This is a genomic window from Chromohalobacter sarecensis, assembly GCF_023061135.1.
Lineage (GTDB): Bacteria > Pseudomonadota > Gammaproteobacteria > Pseudomonadales > Halomonadaceae > Chromohalobacter > Chromohalobacter sarecensis.
The window spans coordinates 590,521-608,521 of sequence record NZ_JAKGAN010000001.1 but is presented as its reverse complement, the minus strand read 5'-3'; the positions used below and the strand labels follow the sequence as shown (position 1 = coordinate 608,521).

Below are 18,001 nucleotides of genomic sequence, written 5' to 3'. Positions count from 1 at the left end.
CGGCGGTGAGCAGGGCCCCGTCCTCACCCTCGCATTCGTGAGTGACCGACATGACCTATCGACTCGACAGACTCTATCGCCTCGGTGCCTGGGGCGCCGCGGCCTGCATGTTGGCGATCTGCGCCATCATCACTTTTCAAGTGCTGCTGCGCTGCCTGGATGCGCTGCTGGCTGTGGTGGGCAGCGCACCCCTGGGGCTCGAAATTCCCGGTGTCTCGGAAATGGCCGCCTACCTGCTGGTGGGCGCCACCTTCCTGAGCATGGCCTATACCTTCACGCATCACGCGCATATCCGCGTGACGCTGGTCATTTCACGCCTGCCGCCGCGTGCTCGCGTGTGGATCGAGACGCTCTGTCTGCTAGTGGCATTGGCGCTTAGCGTATTGCTCACCTGGGAGCTGGTGGGCCTGGTGCGCGAAAGCCTGGATTACGGAGACGTTTCCTCAGGATTGCTCGCCATCCCCTTGTGGATTCCGCAAAGCGTCCTCGTCGTGGGTATCGCGCTGATGTGCTTGGCATTGATCGAAACGCTGATCGGCACGCTGCGCATCGCCTTCACCGCGCCCGCTTCCTATGTGACCCCCGCGTCACGGGACGGTGACGCATGATCCACTATACGCGAGAGGATGCCTTGTCATGCTGACCCTCAGCCTCGTCACGATCCTCGCCCTGGCCCTGCTGCTCGGTGGCGGCGTGTGGATCGCCTTTGCCCTGCTGGGAACCGGCTGGATCGCCCTGACGTTCTTCGGCAGCTTCGAGCCCGGGCCCATCCTGGCGTCCGACTTCTGGGGCGCCAGCTACGGCTGGGATTTGACTGCCCTGCCGATGTTCGTGTGGATGGGCGAGATTCTGTTTCGCTCGGGTCTTGCCGACAACATGTTTCGTGCCCTGGCGCCCTGGCTCAACCGCTTGCCGGGACGCTTGCTGCATTCCAATATCATCGGTAGCGGCCTGTTCGCCGCCGTATGCGGCTCTTCGGCGGCAACCTGCGCCACGGTCGGCAAGATGACGTTACCCGAGCTGGAACGCCGCGACTACGACAGCAACCTTGCCATCGGCACGCTGGCCAGCGCCTCGACGCTGGGCCTGCTGATTCCACCCTCGATCATGATGATCGTCTACGGCGTGGTGACCGAGCAGTCCATCTCGCGGCTGTTCATCGCCGGCATTCTGCCAGGCTTGCTGTTGCTAGGCCTGTTCATGACCTACCTGATCGGCTGGTCGTTACTGGTCGGCGCCCGCCAGGGCCGTGCCGGGCAGGCAGAGGCCCGCATGCCGCTGATGTCGAAAATCCGCAACAGCGCCCAGTTGATCCCGCTGCTGGTGCTTATCGGCGGTATTCTAGGCAGCATCTACGGCGGGCTCGCCTCGCCGACAGAAGCCGCTGCCGTGGGCGTGGTGCTGTCGATGCTGATCGCGCGAGGCAACGGTCATTTCAACAAGACCATCTTCCTCGACTCGCTCTTCGCGGCGCTACGCACGGCGTGCATGATCGCCTTCATCATCGCTGGCGCCTCGTTTCTATCCTCGGCGCTGAGTTTCACGCAACTGCCCATGCAACTGGCCAACCACATCGCCGCGATGGGCCTATCCCCCACCATGCTGCTGGTGGTGCTGACGCTCTTCCTGCTGGTGCTAGGCTGCTTCCTCGACGGCATCTCGCTGATCCTGCTGGTCACGTCGATCATCATGCCGCTGATCGAAGGCGCGGGCATCGATCTGATCTGGTTCGGCATCTATCTGGTGATCGTGGTGGAGATGTCGCAGATCACGCCGCCGGTCGGCTTCAACCTGTTCGTCATTCAGGGCCTCACCGGCAAAGACATCATCACCATCACCCGCGCTACCCTGCCGTTCTTCCTGCTGATGATCTTCGCCGTGGTGCTGTTGCACCTGTTCCCCGAGATCGTGCTCTACCTGCCGCAGGCGATGAACTGATCGACATCATCTTTCCCCGCCTCAACGCCAAAGGCCGCTGGAATGCTCCAGCGGCCTTTGTTATATCGAGTCGAAAGGGCTCGCGAGGCTGGCTCGCAGGGCTTACCCGCCAGACTTAAAGAGGTTTGACGCTCGGCACGGGCGCGGCGGCGTCCTTGGCCAGCGGGTTGCGCAGCGGCAAGGCAAACGGCTTGGCGTCGATCTCGAAGACATCCCCCGGCTGGGCGCTGATACCGTCGCTGAAACTCAGCGTCGCAGTGCCGAAGAAATGCACGTGTACGTCACCCGGACGGCAAAACTGCGCGTACTTGAAATGATGCGCCTCGAGATTGGCGAGGCTGTGGCACATGTTGTCCTCGCCGGAGATGAACGGCTTCTCCCATAGAACACCGCCATCGCGCCGGATACGCGAGGTGCCTTGCACGTCGCTGGGGAGTTCGTCGACGAGCAGCGTCGGCCCGAAGGAACAGGCGCGCAGCTTGGAATGTGCCAGGTACAGGTAGTTCTCGCGCTCGGTGACGTGATCGGAGAACTCGTTGCCCAGCGCATAGCCGATGCGACGCGGCACACCGTTGTTGTCGATCAGGTACAGGCCGGCGACTTCCGGTTCCTCGCCGCCATCCAGCGCGAAATGCGGCATGTTCAGAGCCTCGCCCGGCGCCATGACGATGCCGCCGTCACCCTTGTAGAACCACTCAGGCTGCACGCCGAAATCGCCCGCCGCGGGTTTGCCACCTTCCACCCCTTTGCGGAACATCTTCATCGAGTCGGTAAGCGGCGCTTCGCTCTGGTCCGCCTCGTTCATCTGGCGGTGCATCTTGTCGCGTCCCTCGGCGCTGCCGAGATGCGTCAGCCCGGTGCCGGTGACCAACAAGTGTGCCGGATCGGGATGATCGAGCGGCGCCAACAGGCGACCTTGATCGGACAACGCCACCGCGTCGACACGTGCATCCCCCGGCCACTCCTCGATCAGCGCAGCCAGTCCGACGCCACGCTCGAGTGCGATATGCGCCAGGGTCAGCACGCTTTCCGCGCCTTCCAGACGGCGAGCCTGCGTCGGGTCATCGTCGATCGCCAGGACCATGCGGTCTCCACTGTCGATTCTGGCTTGTGCGAGTTGCATGTAATGGGCTCTCCTGAAGGCCGAGTCAATGGTATGGCGGACTCAGTCGTGATAGACCACGCTGCGTCCGCCATCGATAGTAATACAGCTTGCGTTGTAAAAAAGGTCATCCCTTGGCGCGGCGCGTTTGTTTCCAGCGGTCGAACATCACCGCCAGCAGTAGGATCGCACCACGTACCAGATACTGATAGAAGGTGGGCACGTTGAGTAGTCCCATGGCGTTCTGCACGCAGCCCATGATCAGTACGCCAACCAGCACGCCGGTGATCGAGGCGACCCCACCGGACAGCGAGACACCGCCCAGCACGCAGGCGGAAATCACCGCCAGCTCGAGCCCCATCGAGGTATTGGGATCACCCAGTCCCATGCGTGAGGCCAACAATACCCCGGCGATCCCCGCGACGATGCCTTGCAGGGCAAATACCGTGATTTTCAGGCGCCGCACGTTGACCCCGGCCAAGCTCGCCGCCTCGGCATTGCCACCGGTCGCCAGGGTGTTGCGCCCGAATGCCGTCATGTTGAGCACGATGCCGAAGACCACGAAACATACGATCATGGTCCAGACCGGCAGCGTCAGCCCCAGAAATGAAGCACTGCCCAGGTCGAAGAATCCCGGCACCGTAATCATGACCGCATCGCCACCGGAGGTGATGTAGGCCAAGCCGCGCACGAACTCCATCGCCGCCAGGGTAGCAATCAATGAATTGATGCCGAACTTGGACACCACGAAGCCATTGAAAGCGCCCACTGCGCCACCGGCGGCCACTCCCACGAGCACGCCGATGAAGACGCTACCCGAGGTCGACGTCACGACGGCGGCCACCACGCCGGTAAAGGCAACGATGGAGGCCACCGACAAGTCCACCTCGCCGAGTGCCAGCACCATCATCATGGTGGTCGCGATGGTGCCGATCAGGGTCACCGAAAGCAGCAAGCCGACGATATTGCGACCGGTCAGAAAGTCCGGGACGAAAATCGCCAAGGCGATAAAGAGGGCGAAAAAGATCGCAATCAACCCGGAGGTGTCGAGCAATGTGCGTAATGCCTTGGCACGCGGTTTGGGTGCCGTCGGCGAAGTATCGGAAGCGGCCAGTTTGTCTGTGCTCATGTGGTCGATCTCTTCATGTTGTTAGCGGTGAGCAACTCAGTTGGTCGACAACTCAGTTGGCCGGCAACTCAAGCCGGAAGCGCCAATCCCAGCAGGCGCTCCTGGGTCGCCTGCTCGCGCGGTACGATATCGACTAGGACACCATCGCGCATGACGCCGATGCGATCGCAGATCGAACTGACTTCGGCGAGGTCACTGGAAATCACGATCACGCCCTTGCCTTGATCTGCCAGGTCATACAGCAAGGTGTAGATATCGCGCCGCGCCCCCACATCGATGCCCCGCGTAGGCTCGTCCATCACGAACAAGTCGATCTCCTCCGCCAGCCAGCGCCCGAGAATCACCTTCTGCTGGTTACCCCCCGACAGCGTATTGATCGGCGTGCGGTGGTTCGGCGTCTTGATACTCAAACGCTGGATATAGGTCTTGGCGTTATCGGCTTCGCGCCCGGCATGACGAAACACGCCCCAGCGCTTGAAGAAACGCCGACAACTGATATTGAGATTGTCGGCGACACTCGCCACGGGGAAGATGCCTTGGGATTTGCGATCCTCGGGACACATCGCGATGCCCGCGCGAATCGCCTGTTGTGGTGAGGTAAAGACACCCGTTTTGCCGCGAAACGTTACCTGCCCCTGGCTTGCCTTTTCCACGCCACACACCAGCCGCATCAACTCACTGCGTCCGGCGCCGACAAGCCCAAAGAGACCGAACACTTCGCCGCGTTTCATTTCCAGGCTGATCGGCTTGCGCACTCCCCGACCTTGCAAGTCGTCGATACGCATCAAGACATCGCCCATGGCCCGCTGCCTGAAGCCATACACATCCTCGATCTGACGCCCCACCATCTCGCCGACCAAGGTGTCTTGATCGACACCGTCCAGCGTCTCGTGCGTGCGAATATGGCGCCCATCGCGGAACACCGTCAGCGCATCGCACATTTCGAAGACCTCTTCCATGCGATGGGTGACGTACAACACCACGCGTCCCTCGTCGCGCAGTCGCGCGACGATTCGCTTGAGCTGACGCGTCTCCTGCACGGAAAGGCTACTGGTAGGCTCGTCGAAGGCGATAATCTTGGCGTCGCGCAATAGCGCACGACCGATCTCGATCATTTGCTGTTGACCGATGGAAAGCTCCCGCACCTTGGTAGCCGGGTCGATCTCGCCTTCGCCGAGTTCTTCGAGAATTTCCCGGGCGCGCGCCTTCATGGTGCGCCGGTCGATGAAGCCGCCGCGTTTCGGCAACTGCCCCAACAACAGGTTCTCGGCCACCGACAAGTTGGGTGACAGCGTGAGTTCTTGATAGATGATCGCGATGCCTTGGGCCAGCGCCTCCCGGGCGTTGGCAAAGACATACGATTGACCGTCGATCCACAGCTGGCCCGAGGAAGGACGATTGACGCCACTGAGCACCTTGAGCAAGGTCGATTTTCCGGCGCCGTTCTCGCCCATCAAGGCATGCACCTCACCGGCCTTAGCGGCAAAGCTCACACCATCGAGAGCCCTCACACCGGGGAATTCGACGACGATGTCGTCGAAACTGAGAAAAGCCTCGGACATACGGAGCTCCTGAAGGAAGAAAGGGGCCCACGCCCCGAGGCGCGGGCGGCAGTCTTACAAACCCAACTCTTCCCGTACGTCCTTCCAGTTATCCCGCGTCATCAGCTTGCCGGTGGTTTCGGTATTGGCCTTGGGCTTCTCGCCGTCGGTGATCCACTGGTAGAGGTTATCCGCCGACTGGCGCCCATGCATGGTCGAACTCACCGCAACGGTGCCGTAGAAGCCGGTCGGCGTCTCACGCGAGAATTCGGCGAAGGCCGCGCCGGAGCCGTTGATGCCCACCCCGATGACCTGATCCGGATCGAGGCCGTACTGTTCACTCGCGCGCACGCCGCCAAGCACGCTCTCTTCGTTGAGCGCGTAGATTACCCAATGCTCGAAATCGCCACGCTTGGAGAACACCGGCGAGGCCGCCGAGAACGCGCTGCTGGTATCGGTATTCTGCTGCGGCGCATCGAAGATGTTGTCCTTCTTGAAACCGGACTCGAGCAGCGCGGCCGTGGCACCGTCGGTACGCTCTTTCGCGGTGGGCAATTCATAGTTGGTAATGCGCAGCGCCGCGACCTCGTCCGGGTCCCAGCCACGATTGTCCATCTCCTCGGCGATGGCATTGCCGACCTGCTCGCCGATCTTGTAGCCGGACATCCCTAGATGCGGCACGTCCTCCATGGGCTCCCCGTCACTATTGAGGAAGCGGTCATCGACGGTCACGACCTTCATGCCGTACTGCTTGGCGCGGTTCATGATCGCCGGCCCCAACCGCACATCCGGCGGACAGATCACGAAGCCTTGGGCGCCTTGCGAGTTGAGGTTATCGATGGCACTCAGCACTTCCTGGCCGTCCTCGCCCGACAAGCGCACCACTTCGAAGCCTTTTTCCTCACCGAGCTTGGTCGCGGCCTCTTGCTCGTTGATGAACCACGCCTGCTCGGGCTTCTTGACGATGAAGCCCATCTTGACGTCCTCATCGCTCTGGGCTTGTGCCGTCAACGGTCCGGCGCTTAGCGCCAAGCCCACGGCCATCCCTATTAGCGTACGCGTCATCGGTGTTGTTAATGACATCCGGCGTCCTCCTGTATCCCTTGAAGGGGATTGTTGTTGTGTTACTAAGAAGGTTACTTAACAGTCTGAACAATAGGCATCAGCGAAATAACCGGCTAATGCCACTTGACAGAAATACCGATATCCATTTTGTTATTGTTTTCTCCTGAGGCCAGACACCATGAGCTCCTTGCCCACTGACTGGTTCATGAAGGTGCGACTAAAGTTGCGCCATTTGCAGCTATTCATTGCACTGGACGAGCTACGCAACCTGCACCGCGCCGCCGAGCGCCTGGGAATGAGTCAGCCGGCAGCGTCCAAGCTGCTGGGGGAGCTGGAAAGCCAGCTCGGCCTTGTGCTGTTCGACCGACACCCGCGCGGCATCACACCCAATTGGTACGGCGAGACGGTGATCCGCCACGCGCGCGGCATCATATCGTCGCTCCATCAGGCGGGCGACGAATTGAACGCACTGCATGCGGGCAGCGCGGGGAGTGTCTCGGTGGGCACGGTCATGGCGCCCGCCGTCACGCTGCTGACCAGCGCGGTGGAGCGCGTGCATCGCGACCGCCCCAACCTCAAGGTCAGCATCGACGTGGACGTCAGTCACGCGCTGATCCCGCGCCTCATGGAGGGCGAGTTCGACTTCGCCATCGCACGGATTCCCTCGACGCTTCCGGCGGGCGATTTCGTCTTCGAGGAGATCGGCGAGGAGGCGTTGTGCTTCGTGTGCCGCGCCGACCATCCACTGGCTCATCGCGAATCACTGAACCTGGCGGCAATGGTCGACTATCCTTGGGTGCTGCAACCACCTGGCGCCTTGATGCGCCAGCGGGTCGACCATTTATTCCTACACCATGGTGTGGCGTTACCGCGTCAAATCGTCGATACGTCGGACATCCTGGTGGCGCTGGCCATGGTCGATAAATCGGATACCGTGACGGTTACCACGCAACAGGTTGCGGAGCTGCTCTGCGACCAACCGCGCTTTCGCATTCTGCCGTTCCCGGAGGCATTGAGCGTGCAACCTTACGGCCTGGTCAGCCTACGCGAACAGCGCCTCTCACCCGGCGCAGCGGCGTTGATGTCGACCCTGCGCGAGATCATCCGTGGGCACTGAATCACATCCACACCAAGACGCGATCACTCATTGAAGGCCTCGACACTGACCCGCTGGCCGAGCAGGAAAGCATCGGCGACATGGCGTAGCGGCGTGACATCGACATCGCTCTCGCCATTGGCGATGAGCTCGGCAAAGCGTGCGTAGAGCCCGGGATATTCAGCATCACCGCCCTCCAGCACCACCTCATCACCGATAGTCAAACGGCTGCCGCCCTGGGTCAGCGATAGCGGTCCGGCGTCGGTCTCGATGTGAATGTCCCAGGTCTGCGACCCCGTCTGGCGCCAATCGAACTCGGCCCGAATGTCGGCATCATGCACGTCGCGGAACGCCAGCGTCGCCGCGATCGGCCCCTGCCGGTTGACGGGGACTTCCAGCTCGCCCTGAGTGAGAAAGAACGGTTCGGGCAGAATCGCAGTGATGATCGACAGCGCATTGATGCCGGGGTCGAAAACACCCAAGCCGCCAGCTTCCCAGATCCATTCCTGGCCGGGGTGCCAGCGCCGCACGTCTTCCTTCCATTGCACATTGACCGAAGTCACGCGACGCGCGCTCAGCCATTCGCGGGCCTGGGCGACTCCCGCCGCGCAACGCGAATGCCAGGTCGCGAACAGCGTCACGCCGGCGCGCTCGGCCTGGGCACGTAGATCTTCCACTTCGCTCAGGGTCGCGCCCGGCGGTTTTTCCAACATCACATGCTTGCCCGCGGCGATGGCCGCGCGCGCCTGGCGATAACGCACTTGCGGCGGTGCGCACAGCGAGATCGCCTGAATATCCGGGCGCTCATCGAGCAGGGTCTGAATATCGCGAAAATGCGCGACGCCCTCCAGCGACGCATTGCGACTGGCCACCGCGTCGAGCGTGAACGCCGCGTTGTCATTGAGCGCAGACACATGCTGGTCTTGGGCGATCTTGCCGAACCCGACAATGGCCACGGAAACCGACTTCATGAGGACTCCTTATCTGATAAAGACAGCCGCACTGACAGCGGCCAGCACAATGCCAGCGCTCACAGACGCTCGAGGTAGGCGCTGCCGCCCAACTGACGCATTTGCTGCCGAATCCACTGGCTGCGTTGCTGAATGTACGCCGACGGCCGCGATGCACTCCACTCGCGCGGATTGGGCAGAATCGCCGCCAGACGGCTGGCCTGCGCGACGGTGAGCTGGCCGGCGCTCACGCCAAAATAATGCTGCGCGGCGGCTTCGAGACCGAACACGCCGCTATCCCACTCCACCACATTGAGATACACCTCGAGGATGCGCTCTTTGGGCCACAGCAATTCGATCAATACCGTGAACCAGGCTTCGAAGCCCTTGCGCACCCAGGTCCGTCCGGTCCACAGGAACAGGTTCTTGGCGGTCTGCTGGCTGATAGTGCTGGCGCCACGCAGGCTGTCGCCACTGAACCAAGCGTCGAGTGCCTTTTGCATCTGGTCGAAATCGAAGCCGTGATGCATGGGAAAGCGCTGGTCCTCGGAAGCGATCACCGCCAGCTTGGCATTGTCGGAAAGCGACGCCCACGGCCGCCACTGCTGATGGATCGAGATCGGCTCGCCACTCACCCACGACTCGATCTTGCGTTCCAGCATCACCGTTGAACCGAATACCGGCACCACGCGAAACACCAGCACCAGGAGCACCGATAGCCCAACGAAGCCGAGTATCACGAATAGCAAAAAGCGCAGTCCCCTGCGCAACCAATCCCGCGTCATGCGTTAGCCTTATGGGGTCGCAGCATTATGACGAAGGAGTATATCAGGCCTTTTCGTTTGCATGCCGCCGCCGAAACTTCGGCGGCGGCTTTGACGGTGCTTACGTCAGCACGGCGAAGAGTAGCCAGGCGAGACCGAAGGCCATCAGTGAAATCGCCGTGGAGATCACGCTCCAAGTCTTGAGCATGGTCTTGGTTTCCATGCCCAGGAAACGCCCGACCAGCCAGAAGCCGGAGTCGTTGACGTGGGAATAGCCGATGGCGCCTGCCACCGTGGCGACCACCACACATGCCAGCGGCATACCGCTCAGCGAGGAATCGATCACCGCCGGGGCGATAATGCCAGCCGCTGTGGTACCGGCGACCGTCGCCGAGCCTTGCGCAATGCGGATCACTGCAGCGATTACATACCCCGCCACGAGGATGGGCAGCCCCAGCGTCTGCAGGCTATCGGCCAATGCCTCGCCGATACCACTGGCGGTGAGAACACCGCCGAACATGCCGCCCGCGCCGGTAATCAGGATGATGCTGCAAACGGGGGCCAGCGCCTTCTCGATGGTCTCGTTGACGGCGCCCATGGCGCCTTTCTCATGGCCGCGCAACAGCAACAGCCACATTGCCAGGCACAAGCTGATCAGCAGCGCCACCGGCGTCTCGCCGATCAGCGTCAGCGCGCCAAGCACGGGATTGTCTTCCGGCAAGGTGCCGGCGCTGATCAGAGTGGTGATGCCGGTGTTCATGAAGATCAGCACCAGCGGCAACAGCAACACCAGCAGAATCGTCGAGAAACGCGGCAGCGTGGTGCGCTCGACTTCGTCGCTGTCGGCGCCGCCCATTAGATCCGGCACCGGGTGAAAAGGCGTACGCTTGGCCAGCCACAGCGATAGCTGATAACCCGCCAGATACCAGGTCGGCAACCCCACGATCAGTGCCACCAGCAACACCTTGCCGATATCGCCTTCGAGAAAGACCGCTGCCGCCACCGGGCCGGGATGCGGTGGCACCAACGCGTGCATCACCAGAAACGCCCCCGTCGCGGGCAGCGCATAGATCAGCAGCGACCCACGCAACTCGCGCGCGATGGTATAAATGATCGGCAGCATTACCACGAAGGCGGCGTCCAGAAAGATCGGGAAGCCGAACAACAAACTGGCGATGGACAGCCCCAGTGGCGCCTTATTCTTACCGCAGATGCGAATCAGCGTATCCGCCAGTACCTTGGCGCCTCCCGAAATCGCCACGATACGTCCGAGAATGGCGCCGAAACCGATCAACAACGCTACATTGCCCAGGGTCTTGCCGAAACCGGACAGCAGCGTCGGTAGCAGATCGTCCACGGTCACGCCGGTCGCCAGCGCTGTAGCGATACTCACGATCACCAAGGCAAGGAAAGGGTGCAGCTTCACCTTGATAATCAGAAATAACAGGATGGCGATCGCCCCGGCGGCTACTGCAAGCAGACCCGGCGTCGACAGAGAGAAAGCGAATGCGGTGTCCATACGGTCCTCGCATTGGTGGCTGAACGCCGCTCGGCGACGGCGAGACAACAACCTAATGCGTGTACCGATAGCCATCTAATGCGTTTTGTGACTAAAAGCGATATCTATTCGATTATCTTGTTCGTACGCATCCTAAGCATTGGGGATCCCATCGACCGAACTTGACCAAAGGCTTACGACCAAAGTCTGTAGTGGCGTGAGATCAGCTCGGCGCCGCCGATGGCCGACGCGTAAAGTGCCTTTGTCGCATCCCGACACGTTGAAAGACGTTATACAAACACGCCATAATCGCTTAGCTAACAAAATATCGTCACGTTATCAATTTGCCTGCTTGTGTTTACTATGACAGCACGCTTGGCACGGATAACGTTCACGACTCACAAGGACAAGGCTTTGTATTCTCTCTCGTTGGCACCCTCGTCACGGTGTCGCCGTTCCCGCTGTGTCGGCGGTCATGCATGACGCAGGTCGATCAACTTTTCGAACGTTACGGTCCCCGCTATCGCCTCTGGGTCACCCTGACCGTGATGCTGGGGCTCGTGGCGCTAGGCATGTCGATCACCATCGTCAACGTGGCGATTCCCTATATCAAGGGCGCCTTCGGCATGAGCGACTCCCAGGTACAGTGGCTTTCCACCGGCTTTCTGGCCTCGACAACCGTCTCGCTACTCGTCGCGCCATGGCTGGTGTCGGCGGTCGGCCAGCGCGCTACCTTCATCGGCCTGCTAATGGTGTTCATCGCCGCCTCAATCCTGGGTGGCCTGGGGCAAGGCATGGGCATGCTCATCGCTGCACGCGTCATTCAGGGGGGCATGACGGGGTTGATCCGCCCGGTGGCGATGCAGGCGCTGTTCGCGGCTTACCCACCTGAGGGGCGCGGCATGGCAACCGCCATGTACGGCATGTGCCTGGGCCTGCCGCTGACGCTGGCCACGGTGATCGGCGGCTGGCTGGTCGAGCATTTCACCTGGCGCTATGTCTTCTTCATTACCCTACCGATCTGCGTAGCGGCGGCGGTCATGGGCTATTTCTTCCTGCCCTCACGCGAGCAGAAGGGCCCGCGCGCGCCCTTCGACTGGGCCGGCGTCGTGCTGTTGTTTGTCTCGGTGTTCTCGCTGCTGGCAGCGCTTTCCAACGGCCAGCGCTGGGGATGGTATGACCCGCGCGTGCCGACGCTGATTCTCATCGCTCTTGTCTGTGGCACCGTCTTCGTGGTCTGGCAGAATCGCACCCAACATCCGTTGATGGATCTGGCGATCTTCCGCAATCGCGTCTTCGTGGTCGGCACCTTGGCGATGTTCCTTTTCGGCGGCACCTTCTACGGCATCATGTATTTGCTGCCGCAATTCGTACAGGCGGTGCTGCATTACAGCCCCATCACCGCCGGGCAGATCTTTCTGCCCTCGACCGCCGTGCTGGGCGTACTGGTGCCGCTGGTCGGCTGGTTGAGCGACCGCCACCCGCCACATCGGCTCACCTTGCCGGGGCTCGCCTGCACCGTATATGCAGTGTGGCTGATGGCGCAGATGGACTGGAATACCTCGTTCGCGTACCTGGCGACGGCGATGGGCATTCTTTCCATCGGCATGGCCTCGTTTCCCCCGCCGACGCTATCCAACGCCATCGCCGGGCTGCCCCGGCATTTGACCGGTCATGGCTCCGGGGCCATCAACTTCGCGCTGCAGCTCGGCGGCGCGCTGGGCACGGCGGGGCTGGTGATCCTGCTCGACCGACAGACGGCGCAACACGGCCAATCGCTCAACGCCGGCGTCAACGCCGATAACGCCCTCGCGCAGCAACAACTTCACCAGCTCGCCGAGCTGGCCGGCCATCTCGGCACCTCAGCCACTCAGCAAAGTGCCATGGCCGGGTATCTGATGGAGCGTACCGAGGCGATCTGGGCCTCGATCCTCGCCTATCAGGACGGCTTCTGGGTGCTAACGGGAAGCTTGTTCATCGTTGCGATTCCCTCGCTTCTGCTCAGCCGCTGGCGCGCCACGACGCCTAAGTGATCACGACGTCCAAGCGACGCTCGTTTCGACCAAGGACATTGCCTCATGACCGACGACACAACACCTCAGGAAACCCACAAACGCCGCCTGCCACCGCTCGGCAAATGGCTGATTCTAGCGGTTCTCGTCATGCTCTGCCTGATCTGGATCGGCTTCGCGATCGCCCACCGCCTGTCACACGTCAGCGCCCAAGATGCCCGCGTGATGGCCGACCAGATCACGGTCAGCAGCCGCCTGGACGGTCGCATCACCGACTTCACGCTCACCGAAGGCGATACGCTGGAGAAAGGCGACGCCGTGGCAGCACTCTACAGCAAGCCCGATGAGCGCAAGATGGCATCGCTCGAAGCCAACGTCGCCGCGCAGCAGGCGCAGCTCGACTACGAGAAGGCACGCCAGGCAATGGCCCAGGAGCAGCTTGAAGGCGGCATGAACCTGACCCGGCAAGATCTCGAGGCCAGCCAAGCCGCCGAGGAAGCCGCCCAGGCGCGGCTCACCGAAGCCCAGCGCGAGTTCAAGCGCTCCGACACGCTGTATAAGAAGAAGTCAGTCTCCGAACAGCGCCGCGATCAGGATTACTATGCCTATCAGGCCGCCAAGGCGGAGCACGCCCAGGCGCAGCAAGAAGTGGAAGTCAGCCAGGCGCTGGCCGACAACGCCCAGGTGGGATTCATTAACGGCTCGCAGATGCCCCTGCCCAACCCTGACGTGCTGAAAAACCAGGTGGAAGTCGCCGAACAGAACCTCGCCGCCGCCCGGGCCAAGCGCGACCAGGAAGAGCTGCGCCTCGACGACCTACACGTCACCAGCCCGGTCGACGGCGTAGTCAACAAGACACTGGCCGATCAGGGCGAGTACATCAGCGCCGGGCAACCGATCCTGATGATGCACGACCCCGACAAGCTGTGGGTCGAGGCCAACGTCAAGGAGACCGATATCGGTGAGCTGCGCAAGGGCCAACCGGTGGCGATCACCGTCGACGCCTTTCCCGACGCCACCTTCAAGGGTCACGTCAGCGTCATCGGCCGTGCCGCTACTAGCCAGTTCGCGCTACTGCCGGACCCCAACCCCTCCGGCAACTTCACCAAGATCACCCAACGTCTGCCGGTCCGTATCCAGTTCGACGATGGGCCGACCGAACTGATCGGCCCGGGGATGATGGTCGAGGTGGATATCGACGTCAGCGACACCGAACCGCGCGATCACGGCTGATCGCCACAGGCCGAGCGCAAGCGATCGCTCACTTCAAGCCTTCGGCCTGCATGGCGCGCTGAACCGAGCCTCGCTCAGCGATGCGCACCACGAAACGCTGAAGATGGGGCCACGCGTCCAGCGAGATATCCACCACCTGCGCCCAACTGAGCACCGTGAACAGGTAGGCGTCCGCCACGCTGAAGCGCTCGCCCACCACATAGTCGCGCGACGCCAGACGCTCGTTCATCAGCGACAGCCGCGTCTCGAGGTTCTTCTGCGCGATGCTGCGCCAGGTGTCGCCGCTGTTGGGCTTGAAGAAAGGACTGAAATTCTTGTGCAGCTCGGTAGAGATGAACACCAATTGGCTCAATAGCTCAAAATACGCCTTGCTGCCCAGAGAAGGCGCCATCTCGGCCTCCGGTGCGAGGTTAGCAACGTAGAGAAGAATCGCCGCCGCCTCGGTCATCACCTCGCCGTCGTCCAGCACCAGGGCGGGCACGTAACCGTTGGGACTGACTGCCAGATAATCCTCGCCGCTCTCCGTCTTCTTGGCGGCCAGATCGACTTTATCGATCTCATAGGTCAACTCCGCCTCTTCCAACGCGATGTGCACGGCCATCGCGCAGCTACCCGGTTTGAGATACAGCCTCATATCATGCACTCCATGGTTGTCATGTTGGATTGCCATCAAGGTTTCAACAGTGTGCGTTCACTTCGCCCTACCGCCTTCCAGTGCCTGGCAATGACGTGCCACCGATAACGCCACCACGGCGCTGGCATCGGCGGTGATCTCACTGCCCCAGAATGCCGCGTAGGCGGCCTCGAATTCCAGTGCGCGCAAGCGCTCGCCGATGCGTGCCACCTCGGCGGCAGGCAGCGGAATGTTATTGGGATACGACCACATGAACGACGCCATGCGATCCGGCGTCACCAGCAGTGTGTCCCCCGTCAACAATAGCCCCCGTGCTTCCCAATGCAGCACGCTGGCACCGGGAAAATGCCCACCCAGGCGGTGCGCCGTCACTCCGGGCAGTACCTCCAGCGTCTCGCCCTCCCACGGGTGCAGCGTCTCGCCCGGACACATGATCCATTCGCGGTCCGCCGCGTGCACGTACACCGGGCACTCGAACGCGCGGCCCCAGCTCGCCATGGTGGCGTAGTAATGCGGATGCGAAATGACGATAGCCTTTAGCCCGCCCAGCGCCTCGATCAACGTGACCGTCGCCGCGTCCAGCAGGCTCAGGCAATCCCACAGCACATTGCCCTGCGGCGTGCGCAACAAGAACGCCCGCTGGCCGATGGCGAATTTCGGTACCGTGCCCAACGCTAGTAGATCCGGCGCCATCTCGCGAAAGGTATTGGTATGCCCCGCCATTAACGCCGCCGGCGTCGTCCACTGCTGGCCCGACGCCGGCACGTACTGACGTTCATCCTCGCACACTGGACACCGCAACGGCGGCGACTCGCTCACGGGATACTGCACCCCGCATGTCGCACATAGAAATCCAGATAACATCATCCACGCCCCTCCCTCGCGTTAGCGCTTGGAATGAGTGTGGATTAGGGAGGTGCCTGGGGCTAGGCATGGTATCTTGTGCAATTCAATCTCCAGGTAGTGCGACTCTGGCACCCCTTTTTAACGCAGCTCAACAGAGTGACTGTCTTTGCTCGTACGAAAAAGCCACAGCACGCTTAGCTTAAGTTGACCACGATATCCGTCGCCCAACCCGCCACCAGGGCGCCAACGATTCCCAACGCCAGATAAAGCCCGAAAATGACGGGTCGCATCAGGCTCCATACCGCCATGGCGGCGTAAAAGCTGATCGCCGCACCTGAGATCAGAAACGCCATGGCCGCCCCCGGGGTCAGCCCCATGTCCATCAGCCCGCGCAGCAGGGGCAGCGCTGCGTACCCCTCGATGTAAAGTGGTCCGCCGATACCTACGGCCAACGGCACCGCCCAGAGACTATCCACGTTCGTCAGTAGTGAATAACCCGCCTCCCCGAGATGCGTGCGCACCAAGGCTTCAACCGTCAAGGCGAACGCCAACCAACGTAAGACAAGCGCAAAGGTCGCGAGCGTTTCTGTCCAGAAAGGCGAGCGCGTCGATCCCTCGCAAGTTGGCGCCGCCGTATCCTGCAATATCTCCTCGCGTACCCATTGCGCTTGTGGCCGCCACCGACACAAGCCGTGCATGACGGCACCTGCCGTAAGCCCCAGCAGCATGGCTGCAATCAACAAGGCGATCGCGAACGGCCAGCTCAATATATTGGCGGTCAATAACAACATGCCCGGGTCCGTGATCGGCGAAGACAGCCAGAAGGCCATCGCCGCCGCGATAGGAACGCCTTGGCGCAACAACGCCGCGACAAGCGGAACACTGGCAATGCCGCACACTGGCGTTACCGTCCCGATCAACCCCGCGAAGAAAATGGCCTGCCACGGGCGATTATTCAGAATGCCGCGAAACCGTTCCGCCATCGCGCTCACTGCAAGCCATCCTGCCATCAGCGCCACCAGCACAATCAAAGGCAATAATGTGATGAGCTCCACCGCCACGGATATAGCCAGATCAAGACTAGGCGTGGGCCATACAGAGCCCAGTAACAGCATGAGGACAGTCAGCCACCAGACGACTGATACAACTCGGCGCATATCGTTTGCTCCCTGAATCGTTGATATAGCAGTCAGGGTGGCGAAGGGCCTATAATAAATAAAACGAATTTATCTTATCTTAAATATCAAGGAATCTGATGATGGAGCACATGCGAGGTGAATGGCTGGTGACCTTCGCCGCTGTCGTGGAGGCACGTAGCTTCACAGGCGCCGCGAAACGCCTGCACCGTACGCAGTCGGCAATCAGCATGCAGATCCAACAACTCGAAGCGGCGGCCGGCATGCCATTGCTCGTTCGTGAGCGTGCCGGCGTGATTCCCACCGAAGCGGGAGAGAGGCTCTTGCCTCACGCCCGACGTACCGCCGATGCTCTTCGCGACGCGGCCGCCATGTTCAATAGTGACGAGATGGCATCAGGCCCCCTACGCATCGGCATCCCAGAAGAGTATTCCGGCTCCGAACTGCCCCAGCTATTGAGCCATTTCCAACGTAGCCAGCCGAGCGTCGAGCTTCTCGTGCAGAGTGCCAGCAGTGATAGATTGGCAGCGGCCATCGAGGAGGACGCCCTGGATCTGGCGCTTCTCGTCGCAGACGACAATGAACGCCATAGCGGTGAAGTGCTGCTATATGATCCAACCTGGTGGGTTGTCGCCGACAACATCAATCTACCTACCACGGGCCCATTGCCATTGGTGTTATTCGATCAAGCATGCTGGTGGCGACAATGTGCGTTGAACCAGGTGAACGAGACGGGACGCGAATGGCGCATCACATACACCAGTGACAGCATCGCGGGTGTCGCAGCCGCCATTCAAGCAGGGCTCGGTATCGGCGTGCTCGGGAAAAGCACGATTCCCAAGGGTATTCGCGCGGTCCCCAAGGAACTGAAATTACCGAACTTGCCAGGCTCCCAACTCATCTTGCAGCGCAAAAGCCCGGACGCTCCAGGCACACAAGACATGGTCGCGCTGATGAGGCGTCATTTCTCGGTATAGATTGGTTTAGTTTCGGTATCGACGTCCGATAGCGTTGGTCGAGAAACCGGGCGCTTAGTAGCACCCGATCGAGAGTGAGC

Annotated in this window: 16 protein-coding genes; 6 read left to right on the top strand and 10 right to left on the bottom strand. The window is 61.3% G+C overall.

Annotation, left to right across the window (positions count from 1 at the left end; all coding sequences use genetic code 11):
- Nucleotides 1-50: 50 nt before the first annotated feature.
- Both L1071_RS02760 and L1071_RS02755 read left to right on the top strand, forming a co-directional pair.
- Nucleotides 51-608, top strand: coding sequence for a TRAP transporter small permease (locus tag L1071_RS02760; protein WP_246968392.1), 558 nt, complete (start codon nucleotides 51-53; stop codon nucleotides 606-608).
- 28 nt (nucleotides 609-636) lie between these two features.
- Nucleotides 637-1,938 carry a TRAP transporter large permease gene (locus tag L1071_RS02755; protein ID WP_246968390.1) on the top strand — a complete coding sequence of 434 codons (1,302 nt, stop codon included), beginning with the start codon at nucleotides 637-639 and terminating at the stop codon, nucleotides 1,936-1,938.
- A gap of 115 nt (nucleotides 1,939-2,053) precedes the next feature.
- Here the strand turns inward: L1071_RS02755 and araD1 are convergent, their stop codons facing one another.
- The 4 genes from araD1 to L1071_RS02735 all read right to left on the bottom strand — a co-directional run bounded on the left by araD1 (nucleotide 2,054) and on the right by L1071_RS02735 (nucleotide 6,793).
- Nucleotides 2,054-3,061 (bottom strand): AraD1 family protein, encoded by a 1,008-nt coding sequence (araD1, locus tag L1071_RS02750; RefSeq protein ID WP_246968388.1) that lies wholly within the window; start codon nucleotides 3,059-3,061, stop codon nucleotides 2,054-2,056.
- A 106-nt stretch (nucleotides 3,062-3,167) separates the two neighbouring features.
- On the bottom strand, nucleotides 3,168-4,169 hold the full coding sequence (araH, locus tag L1071_RS02745) for an L-arabinose ABC transporter permease AraH (RefSeq protein ID WP_246968387.1): 1,002 nt from the start codon (nucleotides 4,167-4,169) through the stop codon (nucleotides 3,168-3,170).
- A gap of 68 nt (nucleotides 4,170-4,237) precedes the next feature.
- On the bottom strand, nucleotides 4,238-5,731 hold the full coding sequence (gene araG / locus L1071_RS02740) for an L-arabinose ABC transporter ATP-binding protein AraG (RefSeq protein ID WP_246968384.1): 1,494 nt from the start codon (nucleotides 5,729-5,731) through the stop codon (nucleotides 4,238-4,240).
- A gap of 54 nt (nucleotides 5,732-5,785) precedes the next feature.
- The gene (locus L1071_RS02735; RefSeq protein WP_246968381.1) at nucleotides 5,786-6,793 is read right to left on the bottom strand and encodes an arabinose ABC transporter substrate-binding protein; all 1,008 of its coding nucleotides are present in this window, start codon (nucleotides 6,791-6,793) and stop codon (nucleotides 5,786-5,788) included.
- 160 nt (nucleotides 6,794-6,953) lie between these two features.
- Here L1071_RS02735 and L1071_RS02730 point away from each other — a divergent pair, with 160 nt between their 5' ends.
- Nucleotides 6,954-7,892 (top strand): LysR substrate-binding domain-containing protein, encoded by a 939-nt coding sequence (locus L1071_RS02730; RefSeq protein ID WP_246968378.1) that lies wholly within the window; start codon nucleotides 6,954-6,956, stop codon nucleotides 7,890-7,892.
- Nucleotides 7,893-7,915: 23 nt separating this feature from the next.
- On the opposite strand, the gene L1071_RS02725 is transcribed toward L1071_RS02730, so the two are convergent.
- The 3 genes from L1071_RS02725 to L1071_RS02715 form a co-directional block, all read right to left on the bottom strand.
- Nucleotides 7,916-8,842 carry a Gfo/Idh/MocA family protein gene (locus L1071_RS02725; RefSeq protein WP_246968374.1) on the bottom strand — a complete coding sequence of 309 codons (927 nt, stop codon included), beginning with the start codon at nucleotides 8,840-8,842 and terminating at the stop codon, nucleotides 7,916-7,918.
- Nucleotides 8,843-8,901: 59 nt separating this feature from the next.
- Nucleotides 8,902-9,606: a monofunctional biosynthetic peptidoglycan transglycosylase gene (gene mtgA, locus L1071_RS02720; RefSeq protein WP_246968371.1), complete on the bottom strand. Its 705-nt coding sequence runs from the start codon at nucleotides 9,604-9,606 to the stop codon at nucleotides 8,902-8,904.
- Between the two features lie 100 nt (nucleotides 9,607-9,706).
- Entirely contained in the window at nucleotides 9,707-11,104 is a 1,398-nt protein-coding gene (locus L1071_RS02715) for a GntP family permease (protein ID WP_246968368.1), read from the bottom strand.
- Nucleotides 11,105-11,562: 458 nt separating this feature from the next.
- On the opposite strand from L1071_RS02715, the gene L1071_RS02710 reads away from it, so the two are divergent.
- Both L1071_RS02710 and L1071_RS02705 read left to right on the top strand, forming a co-directional pair.
- Nucleotides 11,563-13,116: a DHA2 family efflux MFS transporter permease subunit gene (locus L1071_RS02710; protein WP_246968365.1), complete on the top strand. Its 1,554-nt coding sequence runs from the start codon at nucleotides 11,563-11,565 to the stop codon at nucleotides 13,114-13,116.
- 45 nt (nucleotides 13,117-13,161) lie between these two features.
- On the top strand, nucleotides 13,162-14,328 hold the full coding sequence (locus L1071_RS02705; RefSeq protein WP_246968362.1) for an HlyD family secretion protein: 1,167 nt from the start codon (nucleotides 13,162-13,164) through the stop codon (nucleotides 14,326-14,328).
- 28 nt (nucleotides 14,329-14,356) lie between these two features.
- Here L1071_RS02705 and gstA read toward each other — a convergent pair whose 3' ends face one another.
- From gstA to L1071_RS02690, 3 genes are all read right to left on the bottom strand, one after another.
- Complete coding sequence (gstA, locus tag L1071_RS02700; RefSeq protein ID WP_246968358.1) at nucleotides 14,357-14,962, bottom strand: glutathione transferase GstA; 606 nt, start codon at nucleotides 14,960-14,962, stop codon at nucleotides 14,357-14,359.
- Nucleotides 14,963-15,019: 57 nt separating this feature from the next.
- Nucleotides 15,020-15,781 carry an MBL fold metallo-hydrolase gene (locus L1071_RS02695; protein ID WP_246968356.1) on the bottom strand — a complete coding sequence of 254 codons (762 nt, stop codon included), beginning with the start codon at nucleotides 15,779-15,781 and terminating at the stop codon, nucleotides 15,020-15,022.
- A 221-nt stretch (nucleotides 15,782-16,002) separates the two neighbouring features.
- Complete coding sequence (locus L1071_RS02690; protein ID WP_246968353.1) at nucleotides 16,003-16,965, bottom strand: permease; 963 nt, start codon at nucleotides 16,963-16,965, stop codon at nucleotides 16,003-16,005.
- A 101-nt stretch (nucleotides 16,966-17,066) separates the two neighbouring features.
- Between L1071_RS02690 and L1071_RS02685 the strand changes: the two genes are divergently transcribed.
- Nucleotides 17,067-17,921 (top strand): LysR family transcriptional regulator, encoded by an 855-nt coding sequence (locus L1071_RS02685; protein ID WP_246968351.1) that lies wholly within the window; start codon nucleotides 17,067-17,069, stop codon nucleotides 17,919-17,921.
- Nucleotides 17,922-18,001: the final 80 nt, after the last annotated feature.

Bases quoted from the DNA above. Each gene is read 5' to 3' on its own strand.
- L1071_RS02685 (WP_246968351.1), top strand. From the start codon at position 17,067: ATGGAGCACATGCGAGGTGAATGGCTGGTGACCTTCGCCGCTGTCGTG.
- L1071_RS02705 (WP_246968362.1), top strand. From the start codon at position 13,162: ATGACCGACGACACAACACCTCAGGAAACCCACAAACGCCGCCTGCCA.
- araG (WP_246968384.1), bottom strand. From the start codon at position 5,731: ATGTCCGAGGCTTTTCTCAGTTTCGACGACATCGTCGTCGAATTCCCC.
- L1071_RS02690 (WP_246968353.1), bottom strand. From the start codon at position 16,965: ATGCGCCGAGTTGTATCAGTCGTCTGGTGGCTGACTGTCCTCATGCTG.
- gstA (WP_246968358.1), bottom strand. From the start codon at position 14,962: ATGAGGCTGTATCTCAAACCGGGTAGCTGCGCGATGGCCGTGCACATC.
- araH (WP_246968387.1), bottom strand. From the start codon at position 4,169: ATGAGCACAGACAAACTGGCCGCTTCCGATACTTCGCCGACGGCACCC.
- L1071_RS02735 (WP_246968381.1), bottom strand. From the start codon at position 6,793: ATGTCATTAACAACACCGATGACGCGTACGCTAATAGGGATGGCCGTG.
- L1071_RS02715 (WP_246968368.1), bottom strand. From the start codon at position 11,104: ATGGACACCGCATTCGCTTTCTCTCTGTCGACGCCGGGTCTGCTTGCA.
- L1071_RS02760 (WP_246968392.1), top strand. From the start codon at position 51: ATGACCTATCGACTCGACAGACTCTATCGCCTCGGTGCCTGGGGCGCC.
- mtgA (WP_246968371.1), bottom strand. From the start codon at position 9,606: ATGACGCGGGATTGGTTGCGCAGGGGACTGCGCTTTTTGCTATTCGTG.
- L1071_RS02710 (WP_246968365.1), top strand. From the start codon at position 11,563: ATGACGCAGGTCGATCAACTTTTCGAACGTTACGGTCCCCGCTATCGC.
- L1071_RS02725 (WP_246968374.1), bottom strand. From the start codon at position 8,842: ATGAAGTCGGTTTCCGTGGCCATTGTCGGGTTCGGCAAGATCGCCCAA.
- araD1 (WP_246968388.1), bottom strand. From the start codon at position 3,061: ATGCAACTCGCACAAGCCAGAATCGACAGTGGAGACCGCATGGTCCTG.
- L1071_RS02730 (WP_246968378.1), top strand. From the start codon at position 6,954: ATGAGCTCCTTGCCCACTGACTGGTTCATGAAGGTGCGACTAAAGTTG.
- L1071_RS02755 (WP_246968390.1), top strand. From the start codon at position 637: ATGCTGACCCTCAGCCTCGTCACGATCCTCGCCCTGGCCCTGCTGCTC.